The organism is Pedosphaera parvula Ellin514, assembly GCF_000172555.1.
In the GTDB taxonomy this organism is placed as follows: domain Bacteria; phylum Verrucomicrobiota; class Verrucomicrobiia; order Limisphaerales; family Pedosphaeraceae; genus Pedosphaera.
The window spans coordinates 26,267-43,418 of the sequence record NZ_ABOX02000043.1 but is presented as its reverse complement, the minus strand read 5'-3'; the positions used below and the strand labels follow the sequence as shown (position 1 = coordinate 43,418).

At 53.2% G+C, this 17,152-nt stretch carries 14 protein-coding genes; 11 read left to right on the top strand and 3 right to left on the bottom strand.

Features of this window, described 5'->3' with window-relative positions; all coding sequences use genetic code 11:
- Positions 1-9 precede the first annotated feature (9 nt).
- The 4 genes from CFLAV_RS24365 to CFLAV_RS24350 all read left to right on the top strand — a co-directional run bounded on the left by CFLAV_RS24365 (position 10) and on the right by CFLAV_RS24350 (position 3,580).
- Positions 10-858 carry a PHP domain-containing protein gene (locus CFLAV_RS24365; RefSeq protein ID WP_007417528.1) on the top strand — a complete coding sequence of 283 codons (849 nt, stop codon included), beginning with the start codon at positions 10-12 and terminating at the stop codon, positions 856-858.
- A gap of 170 nt (positions 859-1,028) precedes the next feature.
- Positions 1,029-1,790 carry a signal recognition particle-docking protein FtsY gene (ftsY, locus tag CFLAV_RS24360; RefSeq protein WP_202796952.1) on the top strand — a complete coding sequence of 254 codons (762 nt, stop codon included), beginning with the start codon at positions 1,029-1,031 and terminating at the stop codon, positions 1,788-1,790.
- A gap of 46 nt (positions 1,791-1,836) precedes the next feature.
- The gene (gene ribD, locus CFLAV_RS24355; RefSeq protein ID WP_007417526.1) at positions 1,837-2,934 is read left to right on the top strand and encodes a bifunctional diaminohydroxyphosphoribosylaminopyrimidine deaminase/5-amino-6-(5-phosphoribosylamino)uracil reductase RibD; all 1,098 of its coding nucleotides are present in this window, start codon (positions 1,837-1,839) and stop codon (positions 2,932-2,934) included.
- Positions 2,924-3,580, top strand: a complete 657-nt coding sequence (locus CFLAV_RS24350) for a riboflavin synthase (protein WP_007417525.1) — start codon at positions 2,924-2,926, stop codon at positions 3,578-3,580. The genes ribD and CFLAV_RS24350 overlap by 11 nt, the downstream gene beginning before the upstream one ends.
- On the opposite strand, the gene CFLAV_RS24345 is transcribed toward CFLAV_RS24350, so the two are convergent.
- Positions 3,564-3,821, bottom strand: a complete 258-nt coding sequence (locus CFLAV_RS24345) for a YgdI/YgdR family lipoprotein (RefSeq protein WP_007417524.1) — start codon at positions 3,819-3,821, stop codon at positions 3,564-3,566. The genes CFLAV_RS24350 and CFLAV_RS24345 overlap by 17 nt on opposite strands.
- 323 nt (positions 3,822-4,144) lie before the next feature.
- On the opposite strand from CFLAV_RS24345, the gene CFLAV_RS24340 reads away from it, so the two are divergent.
- The 3 genes from CFLAV_RS24340 (at position 4,145) to rsgA (ending at position 6,376) form a co-directional block, all read left to right on the top strand.
- A complete protein-coding gene (locus tag CFLAV_RS24340) occupies positions 4,145-4,375 on the top strand; it encodes a hypothetical protein (RefSeq protein WP_007417523.1) in 231 nt (76 codons plus the stop codon).
- A gap of 278 nt (positions 4,376-4,653) precedes the next feature.
- On the top strand, positions 4,654-5,244 hold the full coding sequence (gene yihA / locus CFLAV_RS24335) for a ribosome biogenesis GTP-binding protein YihA/YsxC (protein WP_007417522.1): 591 nt from the start codon (positions 4,654-4,656) through the stop codon (positions 5,242-5,244).
- Positions 5,219-6,376 (top strand): ribosome small subunit-dependent GTPase A, encoded by a 1,158-nt coding sequence (rsgA, locus tag CFLAV_RS24330; protein ID WP_237712452.1) that lies wholly within the window; start codon positions 5,219-5,221, stop codon positions 6,374-6,376. Before yihA ends, rsgA begins: the two co-directional genes overlap by 26 nt.
- Positions 6,377-6,566: 190 nt before the next feature.
- On the opposite strand, the gene CFLAV_RS33055 is transcribed toward rsgA, so the two are convergent.
- Entirely contained in the window at positions 6,567-10,616 is a 4,050-nt protein-coding gene (locus CFLAV_RS33055) for a protease pro-enzyme activation domain-containing protein (RefSeq protein WP_007417520.1), read from the bottom strand.
- 940 nt (positions 10,617-11,556) lie between these two features.
- A complete protein-coding gene (locus CFLAV_RS24315; protein WP_150107572.1) occupies positions 11,557-12,279 on the bottom strand; it encodes a hypothetical protein in 723 nt (240 codons plus the stop codon).
- Between the two features lie 345 nt (positions 12,280-12,624).
- Between CFLAV_RS24315 and CFLAV_RS24310 the strand changes: the two genes are divergently transcribed.
- From CFLAV_RS24310 to CFLAV_RS33050, 4 genes are all read left to right on the top strand, one after another.
- Positions 12,625-13,536, top strand: a complete 912-nt coding sequence (locus CFLAV_RS24310) for a hypothetical protein (RefSeq protein ID WP_007417517.1) — start codon at positions 12,625-12,627, stop codon at positions 13,534-13,536.
- Positions 13,537-13,830: 294 nt separating this feature from the next.
- The gene (locus tag CFLAV_RS24305; RefSeq protein WP_007417516.1) at positions 13,831-14,694 is read left to right on the top strand and encodes a PEP-CTERM sorting domain-containing protein; all 864 of its coding nucleotides are present in this window, start codon (positions 13,831-13,833) and stop codon (positions 14,692-14,694) included.
- A gap of 26 nt (positions 14,695-14,720) precedes the next feature.
- On the top strand, positions 14,721-15,791 hold the full coding sequence (locus CFLAV_RS24300) for a substrate-binding domain-containing protein (protein ID WP_007417515.1): 1,071 nt from the start codon (positions 14,721-14,723) through the stop codon (positions 15,789-15,791).
- A gap of 134 nt (positions 15,792-15,925) precedes the next feature.
- Entirely contained in the window at positions 15,926-17,152 is a 1,227-nt protein-coding gene (locus CFLAV_RS33050) for a helix-turn-helix domain-containing protein (protein ID WP_007417514.1), read from the top strand.

Below are 17,152 nucleotides of genomic sequence, written 5' to 3'. Positions count from 1 at the left end.
TAACCAAACATGTTCGCTGATCTCCATTTACATACCAATTTTTCCGACGGCACTTTTACGCCGGAAGAATTGGCGATGCATGGGAAGCGTCACGAACTGGCGGCGATGGCGCTGACCGACCATGACACGTTGGAAGGTTGTGAGCGCATGGGAGCAGCCTGCGAGACCAACGGGATTGAGTTCGTGACAGGCACCGAACTGACAGCCGAACTGAGGGGCGTTGAATTGCATCTGCTCGGTTATTTCCTGGACGTGAACAATCAGAAGCTGCTGACCGAAGTGGCGCGTTTTCAAGCGGTGCGCCAGAACCGGATTCGGGAAATGGTGGAGAAACTGAATCAACTCGGCGTGCCATTGCAGGCGGAAGCTGTGTTCAGGATTGCCAACTGTCGCTCACCGGGGCGTCCGCATGTGGCGCGGGCATTGGTGCAGGAAGGTTTATGTGGCAGCCTGGACGAAGCTTTCGACCGGTTTCTAAAGGCCAATCGCGCGGCCTGGGTGCCGAAATGTCAGATGTCGGCCTTGGATGCGATTGCTTTGATTCACCAGGCTGGCGGTGTGGCCGTGATGGCGCATCCCGGATTGAACAGGACCGACGATGTCATTCCGGAACTGGTTGAAGCCGGGTTGGATGGGATTGAATGTTTTCATTCAAAGCATTCAAACTCCACAAGCAGGCACTACCTGGCGATGGCCGAACGGTATCAGTTGCTTATTACCGGCGGATCGGATTGTCACGGCATGAACAAGGGAAAGCCTTTGGTCGGAAGCGTCAAGCTGCCGTATCAACACGTCATCAAACTCAAGGAGCGGGCAGAGGAGCAGAAAGCCAAACTTACCAAACCGGCAGCAGCGTAGAATTGGGGAACAGTTTTCATGGGATATCGATAATTCAAGTCGGGACTGCAGAAAACGCACTCCAAGGTCGTCCACGAAATCAAACGCATTGTAACCCGTTCGCCGAAATTGGAAGGCGGGACGCTGGAGGAACTCGAAGGAGCATTGATCGCGGCTGACTGGGGATGGACATGACGGAGCAGATCATCGAAGCGGTCAAGAAAGCATACGAGACACAGGGAAGGGAAGGCCTGGATGTTTTTAACATTGCCAGCGCTGAGGTCGAGAAGAGTCTGTCCACCATGGACTACGTCCTGAAGCGAGCAGATGGGGCGTTGACAGTGGTGTCGATCGTCGGGGTCAACGGCACGGGCAAGACCACCACGGCTGCCAAAATGGCCCACATGATCCAGCAGCAGGGAAAAATTTCAGTGTTGGCGGCGTGCGATACGTTTCGCGCGGCGGCCATTGAGCAATTGAAATTGTGGGGAGAGCGGTTGAAGGTGCCGGTGATCGCAGGCGCGGACAAGGCAGATCCGGCAGCGATTGCACACGATGCCATTACCGCATCGCTGGCGCGACGTGCCGATTACCTCATCGTCGACACTGCTGGAAGGTTGCACACCAAACATAATTTGATGCAGGAATTGCAGAAATTGCATCGGGTGATGGGCAAGCAACTCGCAGGCGCGCCCCATGAAGTTTTGCTGGTCCTGGATGCCACAACCGGCATGAATGCATTGAACCAGGCGCGGGAATTTCACAAGGCAGTGCCATTGACGGGATTGGTGGTAACAAAGCTCGATGGGACCAGCAAAGGCGGTATGGTGGTGGCGATTCAGAAGGAACTGGGACTGCCGATCAAGTTTGTAGGTCTCGGTGAGCAGCCGGATGATTTGCAGCCGTTCGATGCCAGGCAATATGCCCAGGCGCTGTTTTCAGAGAAGGAATGAAGCTTCTTTCTAATGGGAAGGGCATGACTTGACTGATACCAGTCACATGCAGAATGCATTGGCCTTGGCCCGGCGTGCGTATGGTAACACTTCTCCCAATCCCTTAGTAGGTGCCGTGCTGGTGAAGCATGGGAAGGTGATTGGCAGGGGGTGGCATCATCGCGCGGGGCAGCCGCATGCGGAGGTTGAAGCATTGAAGGATGCGGCGTCGAAGGGGAATGATCCAAAAGGAGCAACGCTCTACGTTACGCTGGAACCATGTTGTACGCATGGCCGAACGCCGCCCTGCACCGAGGCAATCAAGGCAGCGAAGATCAAGAAGGTGGTGGTGGCAGCGACTGATCCCAATCCGGCGCATGCGGGAAGGGCTTTTCCATTATTGGAACGCGCTGGGATCAAAGTTGTTTCTGGCATTTTGGCAGAAGAAGCAGGGGAGCTGAATGAGTCTTTTAACCATTGGATCGTGCACGGTACGCCGTTGGTAATCGTGAAGGCCGCCATGACGTTGGATGGGAAAATTGCAACGGCAGGCGGGGAATCGAAATGGATCACGGGTGAGAAAGCCCGCGCGTACGGGATGAAGTTGAGGCAGGGGGCGGATGCGATTTTGGTGGGGGTGAATACCGTGTTGGCGGATGATCCGAGCCTTACTGTGAGAGTGCAAAGTCGAAACAAATCCGAAGAGAAAAAGTTCAGAAGAATTATTTTGGATTCGCAAGCGAGGACACCTTTGAAGGCGAAAGTGGTCAGCGATGAATTTCGAGAGTTTACGACGATAGTGGTTTTGAAATCGGCACCGGAGCGCCGGGTGACAGCCTTGGCCCGGCAGGCCAATGTGTTGGTCGCGCCGGAGAAGCAAGGGAAGATTGATCTGCGCTGGCTGGTCAAGAAATTGGGTGGCGAGAACGTGATGAGCTTGCTTGTGGAAGGTGGTGGCGAAGTGAACGCTTCGTTTTTGCTGGGAAGATTGGCGCATCGGGTTGCGTTTTTTTATGCGCCAAAAATTCTTGGCGGGCGTGATGCGCGCAAGGGAGTGGCGGGTGATGGGAGCACGACCCTGGCAGATGCGATCAAACTAAAGGATGTGGAGTGGCGGCGATTGGGAGCAGATTTGCTGTTGACTGCGCGGGTCGATGGGGATTGAACGACGGGCGTTATCAGGTTATGTAGGTGGCAGTATGTTTACCGGCATTGTAGAAGAAACAGGAACCATTGAGCGAATCAAGCCCTCGGTCAAGTCAATCGAGTTGGTGGTGCGGGCAAAGATTTGCGCGCGCGGGTTGAAGCTGGGGGAAAGCGTGTCGGTGAATGGTTGCTGTCTGACAGTGGTGAAGGTTTCGGCAGTGAAAAAAGGGGGCGGCAAGCTGGTTCATTTCGACCTGCTGCAGGAGACTTGGAATCGGACAAATTTGCAAAGTGCGAAAGTGGGTTCGTTGGTGAATCTGGAACGTGCGCTGGCAGTTGGGGCGAGATTGGGCGGGCACTTCGTTACCGGACACATCGATGGAACGGGCAGGATCATTCGCTGGGAAAGGTCAGGGCAGGATCACGTGCTGGAAATCGCAGCACCGGCGGAGGTGATGCGTTATGTCATTTTCAAAGGGTCGATTGCGGTGGATGGCATCAGCCTTACGGTGGCGCAGGTCAGCAAAAAAAGTTTTCGAATTTGGATCATCCCACACACCTTTGAGGTCACGGCATTGCGTGAGAGAGCCGTGGGTGATGCGGTGAACCTGGAAGCGGATTTGCTCGGCAAGTACGTGCACCAGTTCGTCAGCGTGCGGGAGTAGAAGTGAACTTCGATGCTTCGCTCATCGAAGTTGGGGCGATTTCGCGGACGAGCACCGGCGCAACCTCGACCGGTTGACCAGAGGTATCCTTGAACACATAACGATTTTTCGCTTTATCCAATTTTGGTTTGGTGCTGGTAGTGTAGACGCGTCCGTTGGTTAGAATCACATTGTAATTGGACGCGCAACCGGCGAGCAGAGACAAAACAAGGAGCAGAACCAGAATGTTTATTGGTTTCATGGAAAGCGAAGAACTGGGACGCCGGGCAGAGCAGGCAAGTGAGGGGTTTTTAATACGGTTCACGATTACTTTTTTATGTGGTTACCTGCGAGGTTGATATAGCAAAACCCCTTTAAAATCAACGTCCATTATACATCCAGACAGTGCCTGAGTGGTGCGGGCCACTGCGAGAAAGCCTTTTCGGCAGGGTGGACTTTTAAGAAAAAGTGCCGAATTAATTCGCTTTTAATCGTAATGGTTCTATTATCCTCACCTGACATATAAACTGAATTTAAATTTCTTTCGGCATTCAGTCCAATGTTTCAGATTCGTTTTTAAATGACATGAACTCAAAGAAACCAACTGCTTTGCCGCTGCTCGAGAAAGGGCAGCTCTGGAAAACTGAAAAGGCTCATGTCGAGATCGTGGAAGTAGGAAAGACGTTGACCCATTACCGGTTGTTCGACACCCAAAAACGCGTTCCCACCAGCTACGGGCGCATTCAGATGGTTCAGGATTATCTGAATAACAACGGTGGTAAGTTGATCAAGGCTGGGCGTCCGGCAAAAGCCTAGAAACTGACCGGCTGACCATCCGGGTCTCAACGCAAAAGGAGTAGGATTTGCACACCCAGTGGAGTCTACCGCCCGAAATTTTGTACGCCGCTGATAATCCGTACGTCCATCCACTTCGCCTCCAGGCAGTTATGCAATGACGGAGGCTGTTGCCCAACAGGTGCTTGAGACGTTGAAATCATAATTGGAATTCGTTCAAAACGATTCGAAGACTCTGTCAAAGATTTAAATGTCGGTAATGAATGATTTGCGGCATAGTCAAGCTGGCCATTTAAATCATGAATATTAATTCTGCTGTTTTTGAAGTCAGCGCTCCCAATCTGGAGACGTGTCCGGAGGAGACTTTGCCGGAGTTCGCTTTTATCGGGCGGTCAAATGTTGGCAAGTCTTCGTTGGTCAACCTGCTGGCAGGCAGGAAGGATTTGGCCAGAGTTTCGAAAGTTCCCGGCTATACCAAGCTGATTAATTTTTTCACCATCAACAAGGCCTGGCGTTTGGTGGATCTGCCGGGTTACGGGTATGCCCATATAGCCAGGGAAAACAGCGCGAGGTTCAATGATGCGGTTTCAAATTACCTGGCAAAGAGATCAAATCTCTACTGCGTCTTTGTTTTGATCGATTCCCGGCATAAGCCGCAGAAGATCGATCTGGAGTTTGTTCAGTGGCTTGGAGAGCAATCTGCTCCGTGTGCTCTGATCTTCACCAAAACAGACAAAGTGAAGGCAGCTCAACTGCAGACAAACATGGACTTGTTCAAGGAAAGCATCTCCGGCTGGTTTGAGAATGTGCCGGAAATACTCAGCTGCTCTTCAGTAACGAAGAATGGAGTTCGTGAAATTCTCAATGTCATCGATGAGGCTTTGTCATGAGCGGGCGTTCGTGGCTTCAAACACAAGGGTGGCGGCGATGACGATGCAAGACATTGGATGGAACGACGCGTTTGAGAAGGAGTTCGCTCCGTATTACCTCAAGGGCTGGAAGCCGGCGCGTTTGATCAGGGACAACCGGATCACCTACGGCGCACTGCTCGAGGATGGGCAGGAATTGGAGGTGAGCATGAGTGGCAAGATTTACCACGACGCAGAAACGGATGCCGAGCTACCCGCGGTGGGAGACTGGGTGGCGCTGCAGGTAGGCGCTTGCGGTGAAGAGACGGTCATCCAGGCGCGGTTGACGCGGCAGAGCTGTTTTTCACGAAGAGCAGCGGGCCAGAGCGCCGAGGAACAGGTTATCGCCGCGAATGTTCATATCGTTGTGGTGGTGACCGATGCCGGGCAGGACTTCAATGCACGGCGAATGGAACGCTATTTCACCCTCATTGGACGCTGCGGTGCGAAGGCCGTGATATTGGTCAACAAATCAGATCTTTACCCGGATGCCCAGAATCAGAAAGCGGCCGGGGACATTCGTGCGCTGAATGCCGAGGCGGAGGTGTATGTGACCAGCGTGGAAAACAGGCAGGGGCTTGAAGGTCTCAGGAATGTTCTGAAACCCGGGGTCACAGTTGCCTTGGTGGGCTCCAGCGGCGTGGGAAAATCGGCATTGATCAACTTGTTGCTCGGCGATGAATGGCAATGGACCGACGAGGTGAATGGAATCACCGGCAAGGGACGGCACACGACCACCGCGCGTGAGCTGCTCATCCTGCCCAAAGGCGGCATCCTAATCGATAACCCCGGCATCAAGGAAGTGCAGATGTGGACGGACGAGGGGACGTTGCGCGAGGCGTTTTCCGACATTGAGGTACTGTCCAGAGATTGTAAGTTTCAGGATTGTAAACATGGCTCAGATGCCGGTTGTGCGCTCCGTCAGGCAGTAGAGCAGGGGGAGCTTAGTTCTGCGCGTCTGGAGGGATATCTCAAGCTGGATCAGGAAATTGAAAAATTGCGTGGTCGCCGAACCAAGCGCCAGTTGATCGTCGATCGGCATGCGAGAAGAAGCCAACAAAGCAAGGCCCGCAAACGTTCGGATCGCGAACTGGCCCGTGAACTCAGGCCGTAAGGCAAATCGGAGTATCACAGTGGAACGTCCTGGTGGAATTTAGGTTTCGACGAGGCTAAGAACGGAAGAGTTTTGACTTATCTTCCCCTTCATATCCGGCGGACTTTGTGCGGAATTCACCAAAGTTCCAAGCCCGGAAAAAGGCTGCCAAAGATTCGGAACTTAATCCAATTTCGCGGCGCTGCCCACATCACTGCCCGAGTTTGAGCCGATAGAATCGTCGTTGAAAATTGGTGGCTTGCGAGTCGTTGAACTGCCAGAGGCCATTGGTGCCCAGAGTATTTGTGGCAATCGGAGTCCAGGTAGCGGGTGAATTTAAGTTTGTTGCCGTCTCCACTACGTAGGCATAACCGGGTGCGCCTGCGAAGGTCAAACTGAAACTGCCGTCAGGATTGCCAAGCAGACTGGTGATGGTGGGGACCGAGTTGACGATTGGCTCGATGGTAATATTGACCGTTTGGAAATTCGTGTCGCCCCAGCTGTCACTGATGGTGCAGACAAATTGGTCAGCGACGTTGTTGGAATTAAAATAAATCAGTGTGCCAGCATTGTTGGTCAGCGTTATACCATTGGTGCTGACGCTCACGCCCGTTAGCGAAATTGTGTCTCCATCAGCGTCAGTCCAATTGGTCGCCAGGTCGGCGACGGCAATGTTCAATGCAGTGTCTGCCGCGCGGGTATAAAATGCGGTGGTGGCAACTGGCGGATGATTGGTAACAATTTGCGCGAGCGTCGCAGTTGCCGGCAAATAATTGGCGTCACCGGAATAAATGGCGGTGATGAGATTGGTGCCGCGTGGCAGCGAAGCAAGGTTGGTGCTGGTGCCCTGTCCGGCGGTGAGTGTCAGGCTGTCGAAAGCAGCACCGTTTGTCAGGAATTGCACGGTACCAGTGGCGGTTGCTGGTGTGACGTTGGCAGTAAAATCCAAGCTATCTTGGTAGCCAGACGGATTGGTGGGCGAATTCAACGCGAGGCTCGTGGGAATTAAATTCACTGTCAGGGTGGCGACGATGCTGGTGGAAGAACCGCCGGACGCATTAGCGACGACTGAATAATTACCGGTATTGGCAGGGTTGACGGAAGTGATCGTCAGGCTGCTGTTGGTCTGATCACTTAGAACAGCACTGTTAAAAAACCATTGATAAGCCAGCGGCGTGCAGGCTGTCGCGACCGTGCTGAAATTCGCGATCGAGCCAACGATATTCGTCCAGCTTTGTGGCTGGCTTAGTATCGCTGGAGGCGTTTGATCGCTCACGACCACAATGTTTGTCGAATAGATTGCGTTACTGGAAGCATCATTGAGAGTGATGACCACAAGATTGGTTCCCAGTTGCAAGGGCGCATTATTCGTCGGGCTTTGCGATATTGTCAAAAAACCGGACGCATCAGTGGCGAGAACAAAATTCGTTCCAGTCACGTCCGGCATAGGCGCGCTGCAATGGCTATCTGCGGCGAGCACCAGATTCGTGAAGCTCCACACGATTGTTGGTGGGGCGGTGTCGCGCACGATGACGGTGCGCGAGATGGAGGTGGTGTTGCCGTTGCCGTCATTGGCCGTGTAAACAACAGTGTTGGTTCCGATCGCGCTGGTGTTGACTGTGCCACTGCCAGCAGCCACGGTCACCGTGCCTGCGCAAATGTCGGTGGCGGTCGCCCCGGGATCGTTGAAGGCGCTGCCTAGTTCGATGGTCAACGGGTTGCCGCCATTCAAAGTTATGATCGGAGCAATGGTGTCGTGAACAGTCAGTAACGCGTTGCTGGTCACGCTGCCATACGGGTTGGTGACGACGAGGCTCACGGTGTGGTCTGGAAACTGCACATTGGTTAGCGAGAAGCTGGTTTTGGTTGCGCCGATAACAGGCACGCTGTCCAAGCTCCATTGATAGCCAACTGGCGGTGTGCCAGAAGCAGTGGCAGTGAAAGTAAGGTTATTACTACTGCATTCAACGGTCCGGTTCGTAAGCGAAGAACTCGTGATTGCCGGCGGAAGCACCACGGTGAGTGCAGCCACAGTGCTGGTGGTTGCGCCAAAATTATTTGTCACCGCCAAAGTATAATTGCCGTTGCGGTTGGTTGTGGCGGCGGTGAGGGTGAGGATGTTGCTCGTTGCGCCAGAGATGCCGGTGCCATTGATAAGGTTCGTTGCGTTTTGACGCCATTGATAAACCAGCGGAGTTGAACCACTGACCACGGCGCTGAAGACGGCGTTGCTGCCGGCCAAAATAGTCAGGCTGGCGGGTTGAGTGGAAAAGGCGGGCGGAAAACCGACGGTTAAAACCGCGACACTGCTGGTCACGGAGCCGTAGTTGTTAGTTGCGATGAGATTGTAATTGCCGGAGTTATTGGCGCCCGCCGATGTGATGGACAACACGTTGCTGGTAGTGCCGGAGATGTTGCCTCCGGCTGGCAGATTCGTGCCGTTAAAAATCCATTTGTAACCCAGTGGTGACTGGCCACCGACGGTGGTGTTGAAGGCGAGGCTGGCGCCGTTGGTAACGGTCTGGCTGGAGGGCTGAGAGATGAAGTATGGCGAAAGGGACGGAGCAAGGGCATTGATCAAGTTGGTTCCGTTCGGCGTGCCCAGGCCGGTGGCCAGATCGTAGCCTGGGACTGCGTTGAACAGTCCCGGTGTGTAGTTGCCGATGTTGTTGCCAGTGGTGATGTCGTGAAAACAAGCGGCGTAATTGGTGCTGGAGGCGATGGCGTAAAGGGCGGGGTTCAGGAAACCCACGGTTTTGGTGGCACCGCCGACAGCAACTGCCTGCTGATTGACCAGGGCGCAAAAACCCGCCCACAGCGGCGCCGCGCAACTGGTGCCGCCAAACGCATCGGAACTGCCATTGTTATAGAGCACATGAACTGCATCCGCTGTCAGGGCGACGTCCGGAACGTTGCGATTGACGGTTGAACCAGCGTTGTTCGCCATGCTCACATTCGTCTGCCATGAGGGAATTGCGTAATTAGGGCTGATGCCGCCGCCGGAGCCGGTGTTGTTGCCCCAGTTCCAGACGGTTTCGGAAGCCCAGGAAGCGCCAGTGCCATTCATCGTCAAGGTTGTTCCTCCAACGCTGGTGACATATATACTGTCCACAGGAATGGGGCCGCTGGAAGAACTCATTGCTTGAGCGCCGGTGTAAGCGTCGGAATCCCCGGATGCCTGGAAGAATGACTGGCCTTGAGCAGCCATCTGCTGCAACTGGGCATCCAGAGTTTTTGTTCCGGGATGTCCCCAATTATGAGTCGGACCAACTGACCAAGCCCAGGAACAACTCACCTGTTTGGCCGAATTGTCGGTGACAATTTTATTAAAAACATCGTAAGGAGAATTGCCTTCGTAAACGATGAGTTTGGACAATCCGGGAGCCATGGCAATGATCAGTTCTATGTCGAGGGAGACTTCGGCCACTGCGTTGGCCTGGCCGCTATAGCCCGGACTGCCGGAAACCCCGTCCACTATGACGTTCTGCAAGGGCACATTGGGGTAACCGCATTGGGTCTCGTAGTTGGTGATGTCGCTGGTGTAATAGCCGTCAAATTCAACCACCGCCGCAGTCTGTCCGGCTCCGGTCAGGTTGGATTGAGGGACGTACGCATTGCGGAAATCGCTGCCCCGGTAAGCTCCTCCCGGCCCTGAACCGTCCAGCGGCGTGACTTTCAACGGATCGAGCTTGTGTGACAACGGTCTGGGAAGGGCGTAATCGCTCAAGCCCCACATGTCTGCGAGGGACAAATTTGTTGGCACAGAAGGCTCTGTATCAGGCGCGAAAAAATCGCGTGCTTCCTTCGGATGCCGGTACACACGCAACGTGACGTTAAACGCCTGTTCGATCTCCAACACACTGCCTTTGACATCCAATACCACACGGTTCGGATGCGTACCAACAACCGTCAGGCCGTTCGCTTTCGCAAATTTTATGACCGCCTGATAATCCTGCTCGGTTGGCCCAAAACGTTCCGTGAACTCCTGTGGCGAGAGAAATTGATGAAAATTGGTGCTTTGTGGATCGTAAATCTGCTGGAGCAAATCGTCCAACGCGGCCTGATTTCGCAAAGGCAAGCCAATCGCGAGGGAAAGCCTATTGGTTGTCGGCAGGAGTCCCTTTGGAGTGAGCCCTGCCACTACCGACGGCACGTGGCCGGGCAGCATCACCCGGTCCGGTCCGGCGTTGGCGCTGGGGGTAGATACGAGCGCAAACGACAAAGCCAGAAACAGGGCGCTTGCACTTTTTTTGATGGTCATACGGTTCAAAATTGCACTTTGCCTCACTGGGCCACAGCAAAGCTGAGCTTGAGTGGTAAACGCCTTTTTGAGCGAGCAGTGATTGTGCCAAGTCTATGTGCGTCTCAAAATTCAGTGAACAACTCAATGACTTGCCAACATTACCTGTTTGTTCTGAGGGAAAGAAACCAGAAAGCAATCCCGACTTCCAAATTTAACCGGATCGCCTTTGCAGGTGTGACGAAGCCGCTGAGCTGGATGTCGGGACTTTAAGCATATTTGGAGGAGTATTGAGCCTTAATCCGAAAATGTTGGGTGGGTCATGCGAAGCCTTCCCTTGCTTACTTCGAAACTGAAGGGATTTGTGTGGGACTTAGCAAAGCTCGCAGTTTCGCAGGGAAAAGTGGTGCGCTTAGCAGGACTTGAACCTGCAATCAGGGGGTTTTCATCATTGCTCATAATTGCCATTCTGTGCGCTGACCTGCTAATCCTGATACGACAAGAAGCCAATAAAAGCAATGGTTATGTGGTATCTAACGGCAACGATGAGCAGATAATGTTGTGCGGGATTGTGCGGGAAGAACGCTTGTGCGGTGGCCATAATCTGTGCGGATAGTGTGCGGTGGGAATTGATGCCTTAAGATAAGACTACAGGGATGTTTGTCCGGTCCCGAACCTAGCTACTCCATTTCTTGATAAGCGGCACGTAGAGCCTCCTAATCGTCATTGAGCTTATTTACGGTTTTGCCCCTGGCTTTTACGTTTCAAGGGGCTCTAGTCGAAAAAGCGAAAGCGGGGGAGGGGGGTGGGTGTTTCGTAAAAACGGTATAGGCGCTTGCTGGACTCAGAGCATTTTAAAGAGGGTCTTTTTCGGATCTTAGAGGCGGGGCTCCTCAAGCCGTCTATCTTATCAGAGAGGGCTTAGGCAGACAACGACCGGTTTACCTTGGAAGATGGCACCTCATTTGAGTGACTCGCTTTGAGCGTAGTTCCATTGCCCGGAAGCATCGCGATTGTAATTGGCAATAGGTGGGGCGGCATAACCGTCAAGTTCCTGCCGAAGCCGCAGTGCGATTTGAGGATCGCTTTGGTTTCGCACCAGTTGGCGTAGCTCGGGCACTTGACTATCCGTTCCTGTGCCAATGAGAGAGCCAACTTCCGGTGGTGGGTGGTTCAGAACGCGTTGTAACAGCGAGGAGGTTTCTCCAGTACTCGACAGCAGGGGCGTGGGATATGAGGTGTCGAAAGTCTCAACCGGCTTGAGTGTTGATTCCTGAATCTCAGGTCCGCCAACCAAGGAGCCTGCTGAGTAGCGTTCTAATTCGCGTTGAATAGGAGCTGCTTCAGCATCGGGCAGGGTCTTTGCATATCCCCTTAGAGCTCCGATGTATTGCCCGGAGACTTTCAGGCCTTTTTCGATCGGTGCTGAATTTGTTTCAGAGCTGAGCAGGCCAGCTCGATGCAGACGAATGATCTCTGGTTCGTAACCTTGAGGCCAGGGGCCGATATAATCCGGAGGCAGAACGCCGGTGCTAACGAAGGTTGCGAGTTGGTCTTTGTTTGTCACGGAGGAGGGCATGCTTGCCATGAGAACGTTGGTTCCGTGCATTATGAGGGCGCGTTTATGCGGAGCATCCAACTGCAATAATCTCCAACCTGCAACCGCATCTTCAGAGTACAACATCCACTCCCGATTTTCCGGTAGGACTCGGATAATTACCCGACTTGTGCCATCAAACAGTCCCATCCATCCGACCAAATAAATTTTTTCCTCCGCCCGCACAGAAGTTGCGAGCAGTGCTGCAAGGCATAACCAAGGAAGGTGTTTAAACACGCATGGGGAATAGCTCTGAACCTGGGAAGAGACAAGTTACAAGTTGGTAACGAGGGGCAGATTTCAAATGTAGTGCGGCGTGGTTTGCGGGAATTTGACCTCATTCAACAGTGATTTTATCAAATGGCCGAAAGGTGATGGTTCGTGGCCAGAGAGTGCAAGTTAATTGCTGCCCACATCTCTACCCTCAGCAGAATGAAAAAACTCTTAACCACCTTACTTTTAGTTTCAGCGGCCGTCTGGACACAAGTTGCGGGAGCGTTCACCTATTCTGATGGTGATCTACTGCTGGTTTTTCGCCAGGACGGTTTTAACGATGTGGAGTTTAACCTTGGTTCGGTGACGAATTACCTTGGCAAGCCCAGCGGCACGGTGCTCACGGTGACAAATTGGGATTTGGCTGCGACGCGTGCGAACTTCATCAACAACTTATCGGGTGTGAAGTTCATTCTGATGTCGGCCACGAACAGCGGCGCGGTGGTAAAGAAGGTGTATTTGACTGATCAGGAGGCTTCAAGCTCGCCTACAGATATCTCGGTGAGTACATGGCAATTACTGCGAGAGAAAATCGCCCAAGTTGGCCAACAAGCTGCGGTAGGCACGGCGACGAATTCAACCCAGAAATATATAATCAGTCCGTCTGATACCACGGCCTACACTTACATAGCCAGTGAAGGCGGAGGGGGGGATGTACCAACAATTACGGGCCTAGCTCCATTCACCGTGGAAAATCCGATTCCTGGAACCTCCCGGTTTTTCGAAGTGAAAGGGATCAATCCGGCGGTCAATGCATCGGTTCAAGTGGGTTCTTTTACCATGGGAACCAATGGAGTACTGACCTTTACTGCGGGAGTTACACAGCAACAGCCGCCGCTGGTCATTCCAGCAATTCTTGGGGCGAGCCGTATCGGCAACATCACCAGCATTTCCTTTGCCTCCACAAACGGCGTAAATTATCGCCTCCGTTATACTGATTCGGCTGGCTTGAGCCTTGGAGCCTCCAACTGGACAACGCTTCCCTCCGTGTTGGGTGCCGGGCCAACCACCACCTTACAAGATACTGCGGCAGTTCCCGATCGGTTCTATAAGATCGAAGCGTACTACTGATCGACATAGACATCGAAATTTTCTCCAGTGTTTATGATGTTTCCTTCCACCAAACGAAAACAAGATGGCAGAGCGAGCAGGCCAACTATTTTTGTTAGTTACCTTCGTGCAACAGCCGTCCGACTTTTCAGCCATGAGGGAAGCGCTTCAATGCAACTTGTTTATCAAACACGGTTTACGGCCATGAAACAATTGTCTGCTTTTTGCCTGAGCGTGTCCGAAAGGTGCAAGCGAATCGCTGCTGCTCTCCTCTACTCTCATGCCGAAGAATAAAATGTTAATTCAACCTACCTCATGAATATAAATCCAACCCTTAAGCAAGTTCTTCCCGCCGCTGTGGGAGCCTTCATGCTGGCTGTGGCGAACTCCGCTCAGGCCCAGTTTACTTATGCGAATCGTGATATGATCGCCGTCTTCCGACAAACCGGAAGTCCCGACATGGTGGTAAACCTCGGACAAGCGAGCATTTATTACGACCTCGGAACGACAGCGCCGGGAAGCACTATTACCATTAACAACTACAGCCCAGCTCAATTCAGTGCGGCCTTCAGCAGCGGTGCCGTGGGTGTCAACTGGGCGGTGATGAGTGGTGTTCCCGTTGGAAACGGCGATGCTACCCGTCCTGCCAGAACAGTTTGGATCACGGCTCCCCGGCTCGATCTGAACACGCAGACCAGCCCCTATCAACGCGATACGGGATCAACACAGGTTTCATGGCTTTCGACCATTCGTGGTGTGGCAGGCGCGGGCAGCACTGCTGGTGCGGCAGCCTGGGGGGCAGGCACTCCTGCCGACCCGATCAGCAACAGCCCGACAGTGGCGATTATTCCTTCGAGCGATCCGAGTTCCTACACACAAATTGCCGGAACGGCGGGGAACCTCAATGGCACTTTTGGCCAGGGCTCCATTGAGAATGGCTCGGTCACTTCCTTCACCGACGAAAGGTCTGATCTGTATGAGGTTCGTCCAGGCACTGGTGATGCCATTTACCTTGGTTTCTTTGATTTGAATGGCCAGGGAGCGCTTACGTTCACGGCGGTGCCAGAGCCATCGGTTTACGCTTTGATCGGCGTGGGTTTCCTTTCGCTTTTCTTTTTCCGCCAGCGCCGATCGATCTCCAGGACCAACGCGAAGCAACCTGAATTAATCAACCAATAATCAACGCCAACCTAAAACATAAGAACATGAACATGAAAAAAATCATCCTCGCACTCTCAGCAGCCACAGTGTTCGCCACTGTCGCCGACGCCCAGGTGCAATTAACCATTACCGGCTCCACTGCTTTTCGCAGTATCGTATTGGACCGCATTCCCACGCTGTTCGATACCAACTCGATGAGCGCAAATATCTCAGATCCGAATAAGAACCAATATTATTTCAGCGGGACCATTTCCAATCTGATTCCAACGTTGGGTAATCAACCGATTACCATTCGCACCAGCTTCTCCGGTTCCGGGAGTGGCATGACTGCGGTGAAAAACGGAACACTGCAACCTTGCATCAACCTCGACGGTTCGATCACCAACCTGGCGGCGGACCTCGCATTTTCTGACGTGTACCCTGCTTCGGCTTCACCTTCCATTGCTGCCTCGGCCTTCGCTCAACGGGTTGAGGTTGGGGTTGTGGGTTTCGTCTTTGCCAAAAACAATGCGCTGATCGGTATTACAAATATTACCCGCGAACAGGCGGTGTTGTTGATGGCAGCGAGTGGAGATGGTGGCATGCCTGCCAGTTATCTCGGTGGCATTGGTCTCGGTGCAGCTAATCCAGTCTACCTGATTGGCCGTGACTCCGGTTCCGGCACCCGCATCAGCGTGGAGAAGGATATCAACTTCATCGGCAGTCCCAACCTTTGGGCCACCAACGGCGATGGTACCTACTCTTTGATTGCAGGCCTCACTTCCGGCGGGACGGTGGCGAAAAACATCGCCGGCGGGACTCAAGCGATTGGTTATGTCGGACTCGCTGACTTTGCCACCATCACCAGCGTGGCAACTGCGTTGAGCTACAATGGCATTCCTTACAGTCATTCGGCTGTTGCCAGCGGAATGTATCCGATTTGGGGATATGAACACCTGGTGAGCAAGATCGGTATGAGCGCCAATCAGCAAACCTTGCGCGACAAGCTGGTTGGTTCGATCACGAACGCCGCTTATCAATCCAGCGCGATTTATTCCAACAGCTTCGTGCGCCTGTCTGACATGCAGGTCAGACGCGGCGCCGATGGTGGCACGATTAGCTCCCTGGTCTTCTAAAATAACACAGACGCACGACAATCCAGTGCCGGAACTTTCACCGGCACTGGTTTTATTTTCGAAATGAGTGAAGTCGCAAGATCGTTTCCACACTGACAATTGTTCGTAACAGTTGTCCTTTTAACTAAACGCCGATGCAATCAGAAAGCCACCTGACCCTTGAAATATTTAATCTACCCGCTTCCGAGGAATGGAAAATTATCTCACATGGCTGGTGTCTGGCGAGGTTAAGCCAGGGAGTCGCATACTATTTTGGATCAGCGCAAACTGCAGAACTTGAGGTAGGTCAGATCATCATTGTGCCGCCGAAGGGAGCGGCTCTTTTGCGGGCCAGTCAGTTGGGGTCGGTGCAGATGCATTACTTTAATTTCAGGCCGGAACTTCTGACGTGTGTATTAACGTTGTCTGAGCGCCATTCCCTGGTGGCATTGGCGGAAACCTCGGGGTGTAAGAGTTGGTACCTGCCAGCCGCTCATCCGGCGTCGACCCAATACGGCACGCTTTGTGAACTGTCCGCGCGAGAAAACCGGTTGTTGGATCGCTGTGGGATGCTGGCCTTGATAGCGACATTATTTACCCCAAGCAGCAAGCCCGGTCACCAGCAGAAAACAACCAGTTTATCCACATCCAATCGATTTCTCGAGCTGGTTCAAAAAATGTCGGAGACGGAACTTTTAAGTCTTGCCCATACCGAGCTTGCCCGCCGCTGTGGTTGCAGCCTGCGACACTTCAGCCGTCTGTTCCACGCGCATTTCGGGGTTTCGATTCGCACCAAGCAAACATTGCTGCGTCTTCAGAAAGCCCGGCAGCTCCTTTGCGAAACGGATGCCAAGGTCATCAATGTCGCGCTGGACAGCGGATATCGGCATCTCGGTCTTTTCAATGCCATGTTCAAAAGGCACTTTGGAGTTACCCCGACGGAATTGCGTCGCGCGAAGAGTAAAAAGGCTCGTTCCCGAGCCCGGCTTTCAGTGTTGATCATGCTGACCTGTTTTCTTCCAATGACTTTTCGGGCTGTCGCTGGCGGAGTGGCGGCGGAACCTAAGTTGGAAAGTCAGCAGGTGGTTTCCACCAACGTTCCTGCCTTCAAGGTGAGGGGGTATGTGGTGCAGGGCAACACTCTGCTGACACACGACCAGTTATTGGAGATATTTTCCGATTATGTGGGGCCGGCCGTGACTTTTGAAACCATACGCAAGGCGCTCGCAGAACTGCAGCTCGCATATCGTGGTCGTGGTTATATCACCGTGGGAGTTTCATTGCCCCAGCAGCAACTCACCAATGGCCTGGTAAAGGTCCGGGTCACTGAAAGGGCGTCTTGCCGACATTCAGATCACAGGCAACCGGTATTACAGCAGTAA